Here is a 14673-nt window from a genome sequence, read left to right as displayed (position 1 = left end):
TAATGACGGCCTTGAATTTTCCCCAGACTCTGAAGGATCGCCTGTGAGCCAATCCCTGATCGCTGCCCTGCAAAACCCGGCCCTCTACCCGCATCCCGTAGAAGGGTTCCAGGTCATCGAGACCCATATTTCCTGGGTGCTGCTCACCGGCCCCTACGCTTATAAAGTGAAGAAGCCGGTGAATTTCGGCTTCCTCGACTTCACCAGCCTTGAAGCTCGCGAGCACTTCTGCGGTGAAGAGCTGCGCCTGAACCAGCGCCTGACCCATGATTTGTATCTTGAAGTGCTGCCGATCACCGGCAGCGCCGAGGCACCACAACTGGGCGGCGATGGTCCGGTCGTCGATTACGTACTGAAAATGCGTCAATTCCCACAAAGCCAGTTGCTCAGCACCTTGCAAGCCAACGGTGAACTGACCACCGCGCACATCGACGAGATGGCCGCGCAGATCGCTCAATTCCACCTCAGCGCACCAAAAGTGCCTGCCGAACACGAAGCCGGCACGCCGGACAGCGTCATGGCGCCGGTACGGCAAAATTTCGAACAAATCCGCCCGTTCCTCAGTGAAAAGGCTGATCTGCTGCAACTCGATGCACTGCAAGCCTGGGCCGAAAGCAGCTTCGAGCGCCTCAAGCCGCTGTTCGTCCAGCGCAAGGCCGACGGTTTCATTCGTGAATGCCATGGCGACATTCACTTGGGCAACGCCACCGTGATCGACGGCAAAGTGGTGATCTTCGACTGCATCGAGTTCAACGAACCGTTCCGCTTTACCGACGTTTACGCCGACACCGGCTTCCTGGCCATGGACCTGGAAGACCGTGGCCTGAAAAGCCTGGCGCGCCGTTTCATCAGCCAATACCTGGAACTGACCGGCGACTATCAGGGCCTGGAACTGCTGAACTTCTACAAAGCCTACCGTGCACTGGTTCGCGCCAAGGTCAGCCTGTTCAGCATGCCGGCCGAGGCCGATCCGGTGCAGCGCGCCACCACCCTGCGCCAGTACCGCAACTACGCCAACCTGGCGGAGAGCTACAGCACCATTCCTTCGCGCTTCTTGGCGATTACCCACGGCGTTTCCGCCGTCGGCAAGAGTCACGTGGCCATGCGCCTGGTGGAAGCGTTGGGCGCCATTCGCCTGCGTTCGGATGTCGAACGCAAGCGTATGTTCGGCGAGCAAACCGTACCGAACGACCCTCAGGCCGGCATCTATAATGCCGACGCCAGCGCCGCCACCTACAACCGTCTGCATGAAGTTGCCGATGTCATTCTGCGTGCCGGTTTCCCGGTGGTGGTCGATGCCACCTACCTCAAGCGCGACCAACGTGATGGCGCGGCAAAAATCGCCGAGGCCACCGGCGCACCGTTCCTGATCCTCGATTGCGACGCACCGCAAGCGGTGATCGAGAGTTGGTTGAAACAACGTCAGGCGGACAACAACGATCCATCCGACGCCAACCTGGCCGTTATCGCCGCCCAGCAAGCCAGCCGCGAGGCCCTGACGCCGGCAGAAATCCTCTGCAGCAAACGCGTCCAGACCAATGAAAGTGGCACGCTCGACACCGTCGTTGCGCAGATTCGCCAACGTCTGCCGGGGCTGTAAGAAACTATTTCAGCCGTGAAGCCCTCGCCGGCTTCACGGCCGCCAAATAGTGGCACTATACTGGCGTCATAAAACCATCAGGTGATGTGACATGAGCCAGCCGAAACTCCTCGACACCCCGCTTTATGCCTTGCTGCACAAAGACGACATCACAGGCTTTAACAACGAGCGCCCCAAGGATGGCCCCATCGACATGGTCGGTGGCGACTTCCGTGGTCTCGATCTGCGTGAGCTGAACGCCGATGGCATCGACTTCACCGATGCCTATTTCCGCTCCGCCGACTTGCGCGGCATCGACTTTCGCAACGCGTCCCTGGAGGGCGCGAGCCTGGCCCACGCACAGATCTCCGGCGCCTACTTCCCGCCAGAGCTGAGTGCCGATGAGATTCTGATGTCGATGAATTTCGGTACACGCCTGCGTTATCGCGCCCACTAAAGAAGCGACGTTTCACCCAGTCCGGCGCCCTCGCCTTGCGCCGGACTTTGTACTTTTTTGCTCGAAAACTCAGTTCTTCATACGCCTTCGGACGACATCCACCGCCTTTTCCCGCCGCTTCTTGAGTTTGCCTCTTAGAAGCTTTTGCGTCGAAACCGACCAAACAATCACGCTTTTCCTACTGATGGCTACACTGCTGAGAGGCTCGCCCACGCACTGTTCGGCTGTCGCAAGGAGGCTTGATGAATGATGAACTGCAACACCTGAAAAATCTTGGCAAGACATCGGCGCAATGGCTACATGCCGTGGGCATCCACAGTGCCTCGGACTTGCGTCGGCTGGGAGCTGTGGATGCTTATCGGGCCGTGCGCACGCGCGGTTTTCGGGCGTCCAAGGTGTTGTTGTATGCGATCGAAGGCGCGTTGATGGATGTTCACTGGAACGACATTCCCGCCGAGCGCAAGGAAGCCTTGAACAAACAGCTGGATGCTATTTCGTCTCGCCACAAGAATTGAACGGGTAATTTCACTCGAACGCACGGCCTGAAACCTAATGATTACGAGGCTTTCCAGCGAAGGAATGACGTAATTCATGGAAATCAGAAATCAGCGGTTGACTTGGTAATGAGAATCGCTATGATTATCACAACTGGTCGCGAGACTGGTCGATATTTGAAAAGCCCTTGGTTCGGACTCTCAGATATCTCCTCATCAGGCTAATCACGGTTATTTGACCCGGCTCTTGCCGGGTCTTTTTTTGCCTGTGGAAAACTCACCTGATTTTATTGGCCCGACGGCTTGCCAAACTGTTTACGCATTTGCGCGCAGTAATCCTGCGCAGGCGTGGCGGGCGTATACCAGACGTAATCAGCCATGGCCGGCGTGACCTCCGCGCCCCGCTCCGCCAGCATCAATACCGTTGGCGCCTCGGGCTCACCCAGATCCAGCACATGGATCGGCACCCCAACATCCTTGCGTGCGTGGAACGCGCCGGCAAACAACAGTGAAGGCACCGGTGCCGCCAGTAATCGCTCGGCTATCCGCCGATCACGCTGCTGCTGAACGGCCAGCATCGCGGGCATTTGTGATTCAGGCAGCAAGCCGCAGTGGGAATCGCTGATCTGTGCCAACAACTCATCCTTGACCGTCGGGGCGTTGGAGCGCGAACCGTTCAATGTCGGCGGATTGGCATAGAAAGCACGAACTTCAAGCATGTCCAGATTAGCCGCCAGCAATGGGTACGGCTGAGTCAGGGCAAAACGAACGATCGGCCCGTACAGATTCCAGTCCCACCCCGGCTGCCAGGCCAATGCACTGGACAAGTCAGTCGGCAACGGTGAAGCATGCCGAACGTCATTGACGCGCACTTGTTGATCCGGCGTGAGCATTTCCAGTAGCAGACTGCCTTGCGGTCGCCACTCACCCAGTGCCTGCAATAACCACAATTGCAGTTGATGGTGATCACGATTGTCATGCCGCTCGCCGACGATCAGCCGCGAAGGCTCAGCCAACCGTGCAAGCAGTTCCTGCGCCGTCAGGATCTGACCGCTGTGCAGATCCCGGATTTCGCCGCTGACCGGCGGCGGTACCGATACATGCTGGCAAGCACTCAGTAACAGCGCAGCCAGAAAAACCATCACGCGTGTTTTCATCCCTAAAACACCTCAGCGGGCGATGATCAGCGGATGCCCACGCTCCGGGTGCGGTTGCACCAATACTTCCAGCCCGAACACGGCCTTGAGCGGCTCTGGGCGCAATACCTGTTCCGGCGTGTCCAGCGCTACGGGACGCCCACCTTCAAGCAGTAACAAGCGATCACAATAACGCGCCGCCAGGTTCAGATCATGCAGAATCACCAGCACCGCCGCGCCGCGATCGGCGAACTCGCGCACCGCTTGCAGGGTCGTGTGTTGATGCAGCGGGTCGAGCATCGACGTCGGTTCATCGAGCAACAGCGTTTGCCCCGCCTCGCCCGGCCAGAGTTGCGCCAGCACTCGTGCCAGATGCACCCGCTGACGCTCGCCGCCGGACAACGCCAGATAACTGCGACCGCTCAAGTGCTCCGCATCGGCTGCATGCAGCGCGGCGGCGACGATCTCGTCATCCCGGACCCGACCGCTTTGATAAGGCAGACGCCCCATACCGACGACCTCTTCGACACGGAAGGCAAAGTCCAGGGTCGACACCTGCGGTAACACCGCCAGACGCTGGGCTCGTTGCGCACCAGGCCAATGACGCAACTCACGCTCATCGAGCCAGACACTGCCTTGGTCCGCATGCAATTCGCCGCTTAGGGCGCCGAGCAACGTGCTTTTACCGGCACCGTTGGGGCCCAGCACGCCAAGGACTTCACCCGGTTCAAGCACAAGGGTGATATCCGTGAGGACAATCTTTCGACCGCGCCGGATTTGCAGATTCTGCGCTCGCAACATCAGGCACGCCCTCTGAGCAGTAAATACAGAAAGAACGGCGCACCGATGAAGGCCGTAACGATCCCGATCGGCAGCTCGGCCGGCGCCAGGGCCAGCCGCGCCACCAGGTCGGCAAACAATAAGAGACTGGCCCCCGCCAATACCGATGCAGGCAACAGCACCCGATGATCGGGGCCGGCCAGCAGCCGTACCAGATGCGGTACCACCAGCCCGACAAACCCGATCATCCCGGCTGCCGCTACCGCCGCACCAACGCCCAGCGCCGTACAGAACACCAGTTCGCGCTTGAGGCCTTCGACGTCGATACCCAGGTGACCGGCCTCCGACTCTCCCAGCAACAATGCATTCAAGGCCTTGGCCCGGCGCGGCAACCACAGCGCCACACCGGTGCTCACCAATAGCAACGGCCAGAGTCGCGAATAACTGGCACCGTTAAGGCTGCCCAGGTTCCAGAATGTCAGGGTGCGCAGAGTCGCGTCATCTGCCAGATAGGTGAACAACCCGACCGCCGAGCCAGCCAAGGCAGTTAACGCAATACCGGCCAGCAACATGGTCGCAACGTTGGTCTGACCATTGTGCCGCCCCAGCCGATAGACCAGCGCCGTCACCCCCAACCCGCCGAGAAACGCGCACACCGACAGCAGATAAGGTCCGAAGGATACAGGCAGACCGCCGAACACCGAGCCGCCGACAATCGCGATGGCCGCGCCCAACGCCGCACCGCTGGACACTCCCACCAATCCCGGGTCGGCCAGCGGGTTGCGAAATAAACCCTGCATCGCTACGCCGGACAGTGCCAGCACACCGCCCACCGCCAATCCCAGCAAGGTACGCGGCAGGCGAATCTGCCCAAGGATCAGCTCAGCCTGCTCCAACCCGTCGGGCGCAATGGGCAAACCGATCAGCCGCAGCGCCGCCCGCAACGTGTCGAACAACGGCAAACTCACCGGCCCCAGCGCCAGCGACAGCCAGATCGCCAGCAAACACAACAGGCTCAGACCAATGAACAACGCATGAGGTTTAACCAGAAGGGTCATTGACCCGTCGTACCGGGATAGAACAGGTGCATGAACAGCCTCCTTTAAAGGTTTCCCGGGCATAGAGTTGACAGGCCAAGTATCCTCGGCATCCGGCAATCGCCCAGCGGGTGAGCGGCCATTTGATAATTGCTTGCATTTGCACATCAAGCTCGGACATACCTGGTCGCGAGCTGCATGACTTGAGGATAGACATGAAACTTCTTTGCACAGGCGCCGAATTGGCTGACGCCAGCAGTCGCGGTTTCGACGTCGACGGTCAGAAGCTTCTGGCCGTGCGCCGAGGCGGTCGAGTGTATGTGTATGAAAATCGTTGCCCGCACCGTGGCGTCGGACTGGAATGGAAACCCGACCAGTTTCTCGACCCCAGCAACAGCCTGATCCAGTGCGCCACCCACGGCGCACTGTTTCTGATCGAGGACGGCGAATGCGTCGCCGGGCCGTGCGCCGGACAATCCCTGACCACCATCCCCTGCTGCGAAGATGAGCAAGGAATCTGGGTCACGCTCTAACCGTTCAACAACACATCCAGCCGCCGATCGACCACCATCTCTTCGTGGGTCAAGCGCACGCCATACGCCAACACTTCGACTCCGCACGCGACCGCTTCGCGTAACGCCGCCGCGTAGGCCGAATCGATTTCCTCTGCTGGACGCACGGAGTCAACGCCGGTCAGATTCACACAATACAACTGCACAGCGCGAATCCCGTCCCGGGCCAAATGGGCCAGTTCACGCAAATGCTTGGCTCCGCGCTGGGTCACCGCGTCAGGAAACGCCGCCACCGCCGAGCCATCGAAGCCCAGGGTGACGCTTTTGACTTCGACATAGGCTGGCCCGCTCGGATAATCGAGACGGAAATCAATGCGGCTGCTTTCCTGACCATAGGCCACTTCGCGCTTCAGTTCGGTAAAACCGTTCAACTCGGTGATGATATTGGCGCGCAACGCCTCCTCGATCAAACCGTTGGCACGCCCGGTGTTCACGCAGAACAGCCGCCCCTGTGGGGTTTCGCCGATTTCCCAGGTGCCGGGCAACTTGCGTTTGGGGTCGCTGGAGCGGCTAAACCAGACTTGCCCGCCTTCGACCTGGCAATTAAGCATCGAACCGGTGTTCGGGCAGTGAATGGTCAGCAACTCGCCGCTAACGGTTTCGATATCGGCAAGAAAACGTTTGTAGCGACGAATCAAGCGACCTTCTTCTAGGGGAGGATGAAAGCGCATCAGCCTTGCCAGCTCTTCAAACCGCGGGCGATCCGCTCGACCGCTTCTTGCAAGCGCGGAAGACTTTGGGTGTAGGCAAAGCGTACGTGATGCCCGGCCTGATGGCGGCCGAAGTCCAGGCCCGGCGTGATAGCAACGTGCTCGGTTTCGAGAAAGTGCTGGCAGAACGCGAAGGCATCACCGCCGAATTTGCTGATATCGGCGTACAAATAGAACGCGCCTTCGGGCTCCACGGCGATACCGAAGCCCAACTCCCGCAAGGCGGGCAGCAGGAAATCACGACGTCGACCAAACTCGGCTCGGCGCTCCTCGAAAATGCGGATGGTGGCGGGTTCGAAGCAGGCCAGTGCGGCGTGCTGGGCCATGCTTGGCGCGCTGATGTAGAGGTTCTGGGCGAGTTTCTCCAGCTCACCGACCGCCGCTTCAGGCGCGACCAACCAACCGAGGCGCCAGCCAGTCATGCCGAAATACTTGGAGAAACTATTGAGGACAAAGGCGCTGTCATCGACTTCCAGCACGCTGGTCGCATCCGTGCCGTAAGTCAGGCCATGGTAGATCTCGTCGACCACCAAATGACCGTGGCGAGCCTTGATCGCCGCAGACAGCCCGGCCAATTCGTCGCGGGTCAGGATGGTCCCGGTCGGGTTGGCCGGCGATGCCACCAGAGCACCGACGCTGTCATGATCCCAGTGACGCGCGACCAGGTCCGGGGTCAGCTGATAACGCACGTCCGGGCCGACCGGCACCAGTTGCGCAGCACCTTCCACCAGCCGCAGGAAGTGCCGGTTGCACGGGTAACCCGGATCTGCCAGCAACCAGTGTTTGCCTGGGTCCACCAGCAAGGCCGTGGCCAACAACAAGGCGCCTGAACCGCCGGGCGTGATGAGGATGCGTCGCGGATCGATGTTCAGCCCGTAACGCTGCTGATAAAAGCCCGAAATGGCCTCACGCAGCTCGGGAGTGCCGCGGGCAGCGGTGTAACGAGTCTTCCCCGCCGCCAGCGCAGCCTGGCCGGCCTGGATGATCGGCTCGGCGGTGGTGAAGTCCGGCTCGCCGATTTCCAGGTGAATCACGTCGTGGCCGGCCGCTTGCAGCTCGTTGGCCCGCGCCAGCAGGGCCATGACGTGGAACGGTTCGATAGCGCGACTGCGCGCACTGTAGGACGGAGCCATTAGCCTTCCTTACAACGGGGGAAAAGAATCGATTCTACCCAAGCGCAGGAACGGGCGAAAACCTAAAGCGGTCAGAGCCTATATAACGCTGGTTTCAAACGGTTCAAGCGTATGCTCCAGGTTTGACTAAAATCAATAATTGATCAGGTCTCCGGAGCCACCAGACAAGGCTTTGCAAACTTTTGCAAGCACCGCAGGCCGCGGGCTCGACATCAGGGAGTAGCGCGGTCCGATTTGATCTGGTAAGTTCGCCCGCTTGCAGCCGCAGGGCCGGCAGGTGTCGGTGATGGAGCAATCCTGCGCAATGGATTACAAGAGTAGAGGCGGTCCATTTCATGCCCACCCAAGCAAAGCAACAGCAGAACCAGTCGATCAGCGGCTTCGAACCCTACAAAGAAGTAAAGGGCGAAGAGTACATGGGCAAGCCCATGCGCGCGCACTTCACCAAGATCCTGAACAAGTGGAAACAGGACTTGATGCAGGAAGTCGACCGTACTGTTGATCACATGAAAGACGAAGCGGCCAACTTTCCTGACCCGGCAGACCGTGCCAGCCAGGAAGAGGAATTCAGCCTCGAATTGCGCGCCCGCGACCGCGAGCGCAAGCTGATCAAGAAAATCGACAAAACCCTGCAATTGATCGAAGACGAAGAATACGGCTGGTGCGAATCGTGCGGCGTCGAAATCGGCGTCAAGCGACTGGAAGCCCGCCCTACCGCCGACATGTGCGTTGACTGCAAGACCCTGGCGGAAATCAAGGAAAAGCAAGTCGGCAAGTGATCTTGGCGACTTGAACGAAGAACGGAGCGTGCGAACGCTCCGTTTTTTGTTTCTGAATTTCGCCTTGGCAGAAAACCTGTGGGAGCGAGCCTGCTCGCGAATGCGGTGTGTCAGGCAACACCAATGTTGGAGCTGATGGCCCCTTCGCGAGCAAGCTCGCTCCCACAGGGACTTGCGCACGACCAGAGAAAGTAACATTCGTCCATGACTGCCACGACTTCCCCTCTCTATATCGGGCGCTTCGCCCCCACCCCCAGTGGGCATCTGCATTTCGGTTCGCTGGTCGCAGCACTGGCCTCCTACCTTGACGCCCGTGCGGTCGGTGGCCGTTGGTTGGTGCGCATGGAAGATCTCGATCCGCCGCGCGAAGAACCCGGTGCTCAGGCGGCGATTCTCAAGGCACTGGAATGCTACGGTTTCGAGTGGGATGGCGACATGGTCCGACAGAGTGACCGGCACGCTGCCTACGACGAAGTCATCAATCGCCTGTTCAATCAGGGCCTGGCCTACGCTTGCACCTGCTCGCGCAAGCAACTGGAGCCGTACCACGGCATCTATCCCGGATTCTGCCGCAACGCGGGGCACGGCACCGAGAACGCGGCGATTCGCCTGCGCGTACCGGAGCTGGAATACCACTTCATCGACCGGGTGCAGGGCGAGTTCCGTCAACACCTGGGGCGTGAGGTTGGCGATTTCGTGATCCGCCGCCGCGACGGGTTCTATGCCTATCAATTGGCGGTGGTACTGGACGACGCCTGGCAAGGCATCACCGATATCGTGCGCGGCGCCGATTTACTGGATTCCACGCCACGCCAACTCTATCTGCAAGAACTGCTTGGCCTGCCGCAACCGCGCTACCTGCACATCCCGCTGATTACCCAGCCGGACGGCCACAAACTCGGCAAATCCTATCGCTCGCCACCGCTGGCCGAAGATCAGGCCACGCCGCTGTTACTGCGTGCATTGCGGGCACTGGGGCACAAGCCTGTGATCGAACTGAATGACGCCACACCACGGGAAGTGCTGAACTGGGGCATTGCCCACTGGGATGCATCGCTGATCCCGCGCACACTGACGTTGCCCGAAGCGCAACTGCAATGAAGCCACTTGCAGTGGCGCGCCCATCCGTTACCATCGCCGCACGTTTTCGGGCACGCGCATAAAAGAGAGAGGCCGGGATGTACATCTATCGCTTGGTCCTGCTCCTGGTAGTGGGGATTTATCTGTTTTCCCCGGCCATCATGGATTGGTGGATCGACGCCACGGGCGCCTGGTATCGCCCTTATTTGCTCTGGCTGATTCTGATCGTCGTGACCTTCATCCTGCAGAGCCAAAAAGATGCCGATGAGCTTTAGCCTGACCCAGATGATCCTGATCAGCGCCGCGTACCTGGCGGTGCTGTTCGGTGTGGCCTGGATCAGCGAACGGGGCATGATCCCCCGGGCGATCATTCGCCACCCGCTGACGTACACCCTGTCGCTGGGTGTATACGCCAGTGCCTGGGCGTTTTACGGTACGGTGGGCCTGGCCTATCAGTACGGTTACGGCTTTCTGTCCAGTTACCTCGGGGTTTCCGGAGCCTTTCTGCTGGCGCCCGTGCTCTTGTACCCGATCCTGAAAATCACCCGCACTTATCAACTCTCGTCCCTGGCCGACCTGTTCGCGTTTCGTTTCCGCAGCACCTGGGCGGGTGCACTCACCACGATCTTCATGCTGATCGGCGTGCTGCCGTTGCTGGCGTTGCAGATTCAGGCGGTGGCAGACTCCATCAGCATCCTCACTCGCGAGCCGGTACAGCATCGCGTGGCCCTGAGCTTCTGCGCGCTGATTACGCTGTTCACGATTTTCTTCGGCTCGCGCCATATCGCCACCCGTGAGAAGCATGAAGGCCTGGTGTTCGCGATTGCCTTCGAGTCAGTGATCAAGTTGATCGCGCTTGGCGGTGTCGGTCTGTATGCACTGTATGGCGTGTTCGACGGCCCGCAGCAGCTGGAACTGTGGCTGCTGCAAAACCAGACCGCCCTCGCCGCCCTGCACACGCCCTTGCAGGAAGGTCCGTGGCGCACGCTGCTACTGGTGTTCTTCGCCTCGGCGATCGTGATGCCGCACATGTACCACATGACCTTTACCGAAAACCTCAACCCGCGCTCGCTGGTCAGTGCTAGCTGGGGTTTACCGCTGTTTCTGCTGTTGATGAGCCTCGCGGTGCCGCTGATTCTCTGGGCCGGGCTGAAACTCGGCGCCACGACCAATCCGGAATACTTCACCCTGGGCATCGGCATCGCCGCCAATAGCAAAGCCCTTGCGCTATTGGCCTATGTCGGCGGATTGTCGGCGGCCAGCGGCCTGATCATCGTCACCACGCTGGCACTGTCGGGGATGGCGTTGAACCATCTGGTGCTGCCGCTCTATCAGCCGCCGGCCGAAGGCAATATCTACCGTTGGCTGAAATGGACCCGCCGGGCACTGATCGTCGCGATCATCATGGCCGGTTACGGTTTCTACCTGATGCTGGGCGCCGAGCAAGACTTGGCTAACCTCGGCATCGTCGCCTTCGTCGCCACGTTGCAGTTCCTGCCGGGGGTATTGTCAGTGCTGTACTGGCCGACCGCCAACCGTCGCGGCTTCATCGCAGGCCTGCTGGCGGGGATTCTGGTGTGGGTGGTGACCATGCTGCTGCCGCTGGTCGGCAATCTGCAGGGCTTCTACATTCCGCTGCTGAACATGATTTACGTGCTGGACGACACCAGCTGGCACATGGCAGCGATTGCCTCGCTGGCCGCCAACGTGCTGATGTTCACGCTGATCTCGTTGTTCACCAATGCCAGCCCCGAAGAGGCCAGCGCCGCCGAAGCCTGCGCGGTGGACAACGTTCGCCGCCCGCAACGCCGCGAACTGCACGCTGCCTCGCCTCAGGAGTTCGCCACGCAGCTTGCAAAACCATTGGGCGCCAAGGCTGCCCAGAAAGAAGTCGAACAAGCCCTGCGTGACCTCTATCTGCCGTTCGACGAGCGCCGGCCATACGCCTTGCGCCGCTTGCGCGACCGAATCGAAGCCAACCTGTCCGGCCTGATGGGGCCAAGCGTGGCGCAGGACATGGTCGAAACCTTCCTGCCCTACAAGGCTGGCGGCGAAAACTACGTCACCGAAGACATCCACTTCATCGAAAGTCGCCTCGAGGATTACCACTCGCGCCTCACCGGCCTTGCCGCCGAACTCGATGCCCTGCGCCGCTACCACCGCCAGACCTTGCAGGAACTGCCGATGGGCGTGTGCTCGCTGGCCAAGGATCAGGAAATCCTCATGTGGAACAAAGCCATGGAGGAACTGACCGGAATTGCCGCGCAGCGTGTGGTGGGTTCACGCCTGAGCACCATTGCCGATCCGTGGAAAGAACTGCTGCAAGGCTTCATCAATCTGCCGGACGAGCACTTGCACAAGCAGCACCTGGCCCTCGACGGCCAGACCCGCTGGCTGAACCTGCACAAAGCGGCGATCGACGAACCGCTGGCGCCGGGTAACAGCGGCCTGGTGCTGCTGGTGGAAGACCTGACCGAAACCCAGATGCTCGAAGATAAACTGGTGCACTCCGAGCGCCTGGCCAGCATCGGCCGACTGGCGGCCGGTGTGGCCCATGAAATCGGCAACCCGATCACCGGCATTGCCTGCCTCGCGCAAAACTTGCGCGAAGAGCGTGAAGAAGACAGCGAGTTGACGGAAATAAGCGGGCAGATTCTGGAGCAGACCAAACGTGTGTCGCGCATCGTTCAGTCGCTGATGAGTTTCGCCCATGCCGGCAGTCATCAGCACAGCGACGAGCCCGTCTGTCTGGCGGAAGTGGCCCAGGATGCCATCGGCCTGCTTGCCCTGAACCGGCGCAATTTCGAAGTACAGTTCTACAACCTGTGTGACCCCGATCACTGGGTCGAAGGCGACCCGCAGCGGCTCGCCCAGGTATTGATCAACCTGCTCTCAAACGCCCGCGACGCCTCACCTGCGGGCAGTGCGGTGCGAGTCAAAAGCGAAGCCGGCGAACACACGGTCGATCTGATCGTCGAAGACGAAGGCAGCGGTATTCCCTCGAGCATCATGGACCGACTGTTCGAACCTTTCTTCACCACCAAGGATCCTGGCGAAGGCACCGGTCTGGGCCTTGCACTAGTCTATTCCATCGTTGAAGAGCATTATGGACAAATCACCATCGACAGCCCGGCTGATGTTCAAAGCCAACGCGGCACCCGTATCCGGGTGACTTTGCCGCGTCATGTCGAAGCGACGTCCGCTGTGAACTGAGACCGTCGAGAGTATCGAATCAATGCCGCACATTTTGATCGTCGAAGACGAAACAATTATCCGCTCCGCCTTGCGCCGTCTGCTGGAACGTAACCAGTACCAGGTCAGCGAAGCCGGATCCGTGCAGGAAGCACAAGAGCGTTTCAGCATTCCCACGTTTGACCTGATCGTCAGCGACCTGCGCCTGCCGGGCGCACCTGGCACCGAGTTGATCAAACTTGGCCAAGGCACTCCGGTGCTGATCATGACCAGTTACGCCAGCCTGCGTTCGGCCGTCGACTCAATGAAGATGGGCGCGGTGGATTACATCGCCAAGCCTTTCGATCACGACGAAATGCTCCAGGCCGTCGCACGAATCCTGCGTGACCGGCAATCGGCGCAAGCCAGCGGTGAGCCTGTCGTCGGCAAAGCTTCCAATGGCGCCGCGAAAAGCGGTGTCGATAACAGCAACGGCGAAATCGGCATCATCGGCTCGTGCCCGCCGATGCAGGACCTATACAGCAAGATCCGCAAAGTCGCGCCGACCGATTCCAACGTTCTGATCCAGGGTGAATCCGGTACCGGTAAAGAACTGGTAGCACGCGCCCTGCACAACCTGTCCAAACGCGCCAAGGCCCCGATGATTTCGGTGAACTGCGCGGCCATTCCGGAAAGCCTGATCGAGTCCGAACTGTTCGGCCACGAAAAAGGCGCGTTCACCGGCGCCAGCGCCGGGCGTGCCGGGCTGGTGGAAGCAGCGGACGGCGGCACCTTGTTCCTTGATGAAATCGGCGAACTGCCACTGGAAGCCCAGGCCCGCCTGTTGCGGGTGTTGCAGGAAGGTGAAATCCGCCGGGTCGGCTCGGTGCAGTCGCAGAAGGTCGATGTACGCCTGATCGCCGCGACCCACCGGGACCTCAAGAGCTTGGCGAAGATCGGCCAGTTCCGTGAAGACTTGTATTACCGCCTCCACGTGATCGCCCTGAAACTGCCGGCCCTGCGCGAACGCGGCGCGGACGTCAACGAAATTGCCAATGCTTTCCTCGCAAGGCAGAGCGCGCGGGTCAACCGCACCGATCTGAAATTCGCCCCGGATGCCGAGCAGGCGATTCGGCATTACTCCTGGCCGGGTAACGTTCGCGAGCTGGAAAACGCGGTCGAGCGCGCGGTGATCCTGTGCGAGAGCCCGGAGATTTCCGCCGAGCTGTTGGGTATCGACATCGAACTCAGCGATCTGGAAGACGACGACTTCATTGGCCTGGCACCCCAACAGGGCAACAACGCCGGTAACACTAGCCACGAACCGACCGAAGACCTGTCACTGGAAGACTACTTCCAGCACTTCGTTCTCGAGCATCAGGACCACATGACCGAAACCGAACTGGCCCGAAAACTCGGGGTCAGTCGCAAATGCCTGTGGGAGCGCCGTCAGCGCCTGGGTATCCCGCGGCGCAAGACCGGGGTGGCCAGCGAGAGCTGAACCGCACCTGTCGCAGGGGCGGGTAACACGTGACATTGTGGAAAAACTGTTACCTCAGCTTTATCACGTAACAGAAGCCGGGGCTTACGGTAACGAAGCCCCGGTTTTTTTTGGCCTCGAAAAACACCATTAGCCCGCCTAAGCCCTTGTTTTACTGGACCTCACAAAAGTTGGCACGCCCCCTGCTATATGTTTAGTACAAGAACAATAACAAGCAATGCACAAGACAATAAAAATAAGACGA

At 59.9% G+C, this 14673-nt stretch carries 14 protein-coding genes; 9 read left to right on the top strand and 5 right to left on the bottom strand.

The window, feature by feature from the left end; all coding sequences use genetic code 11:
* Nucleotides 1-43: 43 nt before the first annotated feature.
* The 3 genes from LOY38_RS04910 (at nt 44) to LOY38_RS04900 (ending at nt 2551) form a co-directional block, all read left to right on the top strand.
* Nucleotides 44-1600, top strand: a complete 1557-nt coding sequence (locus tag LOY38_RS04910) for a bifunctional aminoglycoside phosphotransferase/ATP-binding protein (RefSeq protein WP_258699061.1) — start codon at nt 44-46, stop codon at nt 1598-1600.
* A gap of 91 nt (nt 1601-1691) precedes the next feature.
* Entirely contained in the window at nt 1692-2036 is a 345-nt protein-coding gene (locus LOY38_RS04905; RefSeq protein ID WP_258699060.1) for a pentapeptide repeat-containing protein, read from the top strand.
* Nucleotides 2037-2278: 242 nt separating this feature from the next.
* The gene (locus LOY38_RS04900; RefSeq protein ID WP_009050884.1) at nt 2279-2551 is read left to right on the top strand and encodes a TfoX/Sxy family protein; all 273 of its coding nucleotides are present in this window, start codon (nt 2279-2281) and stop codon (nt 2549-2551) included.
* 266 nt (nt 2552-2817) lie between these two features.
* Here the strand turns inward: LOY38_RS04900 and LOY38_RS04895 are convergent, their stop codons facing one another.
* Genes LOY38_RS04895 through LOY38_RS04885 form a run of 3 tightly spaced genes read right to left on the bottom strand, consistent with a single transcriptional unit; the run spans nt 2818 to nt 5450 of the window.
* Complete coding sequence (locus LOY38_RS04895; RefSeq protein ID WP_258699059.1) at nt 2818-3687, bottom strand: ChaN family lipoprotein; 870 nt, start codon at nt 3685-3687, stop codon at nt 2818-2820.
* A gap of 12 nt (nt 3688-3699) precedes the next feature.
* Nucleotides 3700-4467: a heme ABC transporter ATP-binding protein gene (locus LOY38_RS04890; RefSeq protein WP_258699058.1), complete on the bottom strand. Its 768-nt coding sequence runs from the start codon at nt 4465-4467 to the stop codon at nt 3700-3702.
* Complete coding sequence (locus LOY38_RS04885; RefSeq protein ID WP_258700656.1) at nt 4467-5450, bottom strand: iron ABC transporter permease; 984 nt, start codon at nt 5448-5450, stop codon at nt 4467-4469. The genes LOY38_RS04890 and LOY38_RS04885 overlap by 1 nt, the downstream gene beginning before the upstream one ends.
* A gap of 248 nt (nt 5451-5698) precedes the next feature.
* On the opposite strand from LOY38_RS04885, the gene LOY38_RS04880 reads away from it, so the two are divergent.
* The gene (locus LOY38_RS04880) at nt 5699-6016 is read left to right on the top strand and encodes a Rieske (2Fe-2S) protein (RefSeq protein ID WP_258699057.1); all 318 of its coding nucleotides are present in this window, start codon (nt 5699-5701) and stop codon (nt 6014-6016) included.
* Here the strand turns inward: LOY38_RS04880 and sfsA are convergent.
* A complete protein-coding gene (sfsA, locus tag LOY38_RS04875; protein WP_258699056.1) occupies nt 6013-6726 on the bottom strand; it encodes a DNA/RNA nuclease SfsA in 714 nt (237 codons plus the stop codon). The two genes, LOY38_RS04880 and sfsA, sit on opposite strands and share 4 nt — an antisense overlap.
* Nucleotides 6726-7898 carry a pyridoxal phosphate-dependent aminotransferase gene (locus LOY38_RS04870; protein WP_258699055.1) on the bottom strand — a complete coding sequence of 391 codons (1173 nt, stop codon included), beginning with the start codon at nt 7896-7898 and terminating at the stop codon, nt 6726-6728. The genes sfsA and LOY38_RS04870 overlap by 1 nt, the downstream gene beginning before the upstream one ends.
* Before the next feature lie 335 nt (nt 7899-8233).
* Between LOY38_RS04870 and dksA the strand changes: the two genes are divergently transcribed.
* From dksA to LOY38_RS04845, 5 genes are all read left to right on the top strand, one after another.
* The gene (gene dksA, locus LOY38_RS04865) at nt 8234-8677 is read left to right on the top strand and encodes an RNA polymerase-binding protein DksA (protein ID WP_030130357.1); all 444 of its coding nucleotides are present in this window, start codon (nt 8234-8236) and stop codon (nt 8675-8677) included.
* Nucleotides 8678-8881: 204 nt separating this feature from the next.
* Complete coding sequence (gluQRS, locus tag LOY38_RS04860) at nt 8882-9778, top strand: tRNA glutamyl-Q(34) synthetase GluQRS (RefSeq protein ID WP_258699054.1); 897 nt, start codon at nt 8882-8884, stop codon at nt 9776-9778.
* A 77-nt stretch (nt 9779-9855) separates the two neighbouring features.
* Entirely contained in the window at nt 9856-10032 is a 177-nt protein-coding gene (locus tag LOY38_RS04855; RefSeq protein ID WP_003176118.1) for a hypothetical protein, read from the top strand.
* Nucleotides 10016-12970 (top strand): sensor histidine kinase, encoded by a 2955-nt coding sequence (locus LOY38_RS04850; protein WP_258699053.1) that lies wholly within the window; start codon nt 10016-10018, stop codon nt 12968-12970. Before LOY38_RS04855 ends, LOY38_RS04850 begins: the two co-directional genes overlap by 17 nt.
* Nucleotides 12971-12992: 22 nt before the next feature.
* Complete coding sequence (locus tag LOY38_RS04845; RefSeq protein ID WP_258699052.1) at nt 12993-14429, top strand: sigma-54 dependent transcriptional regulator; 1437 nt, start codon at nt 12993-12995, stop codon at nt 14427-14429.
* The last annotated feature ends 244 nt before the right edge of the window (nt 14430-14673 follow it).

The organism is Pseudomonas sp. B21-015 (assembly GCF_024749285.1).
Taxonomy (GTDB): Bacteria; Pseudomonadota; Gammaproteobacteria; order Pseudomonadales; family Pseudomonadaceae; genus Aquipseudomonas.
This window is presented reverse-complemented; position numbering and strand designations above follow the sequence as displayed.

Excerpts from the sequence above, each read along its gene's own strand:
- LOY38_RS04905 (WP_258699060.1), top strand. The coding sequence starts at position 1,692 with ATGAGCCAGCCGAAACTCCTCGACACCCCGCTTTATGCCTTGCTGCAC.
- LOY38_RS04900 (WP_009050884.1), top strand. The coding sequence starts at position 2,279 with ATGAATGATGAACTGCAACACCTGAAAAATCTTGGCAAGACATCGGCG.
- LOY38_RS04895 (WP_258699059.1), bottom strand. The coding sequence starts at position 3,687 with ATGAAAACACGCGTGATGGTTTTTCTGGCTGCGCTGTTACTGAGTGCT.
- LOY38_RS04890 (WP_258699058.1), bottom strand. The coding sequence starts at position 4,467 with ATGTTGCGAGCGCAGAATCTGCAAATCCGGCGCGGTCGAAAGATTGTC.
- LOY38_RS04880 (WP_258699057.1), top strand. The coding sequence starts at position 5,699 with ATGAAACTTCTTTGCACAGGCGCCGAATTGGCTGACGCCAGCAGTCGC.
- sfsA (WP_258699056.1), bottom strand. The coding sequence starts at position 6,726 with ATGCGCTTTCATCCTCCCCTAGAAGAAGGTCGCTTGATTCGTCGCTAC.
- LOY38_RS04870 (WP_258699055.1), bottom strand. The coding sequence starts at position 7,898 with ATGGCTCCGTCCTACAGTGCGCGCAGTCGCGCTATCGAACCGTTCCAC.
- dksA (WP_030130357.1), top strand. The coding sequence starts at position 8,234 with ATGCCCACCCAAGCAAAGCAACAGCAGAACCAGTCGATCAGCGGCTTC.
- gluQRS (WP_258699054.1), top strand. The coding sequence starts at position 8,882 with ATGACTGCCACGACTTCCCCTCTCTATATCGGGCGCTTCGCCCCCACC.
- LOY38_RS04855 (WP_003176118.1), top strand. The coding sequence starts at position 9,856 with ATGTACATCTATCGCTTGGTCCTGCTCCTGGTAGTGGGGATTTATCTG.
- LOY38_RS04850 (WP_258699053.1), top strand. The coding sequence starts at position 10,016 with ATGCCGATGAGCTTTAGCCTGACCCAGATGATCCTGATCAGCGCCGCG.
- LOY38_RS04845 (WP_258699052.1), top strand. The coding sequence starts at position 12,993 with ATGCCGCACATTTTGATCGTCGAAGACGAAACAATTATCCGCTCCGCC.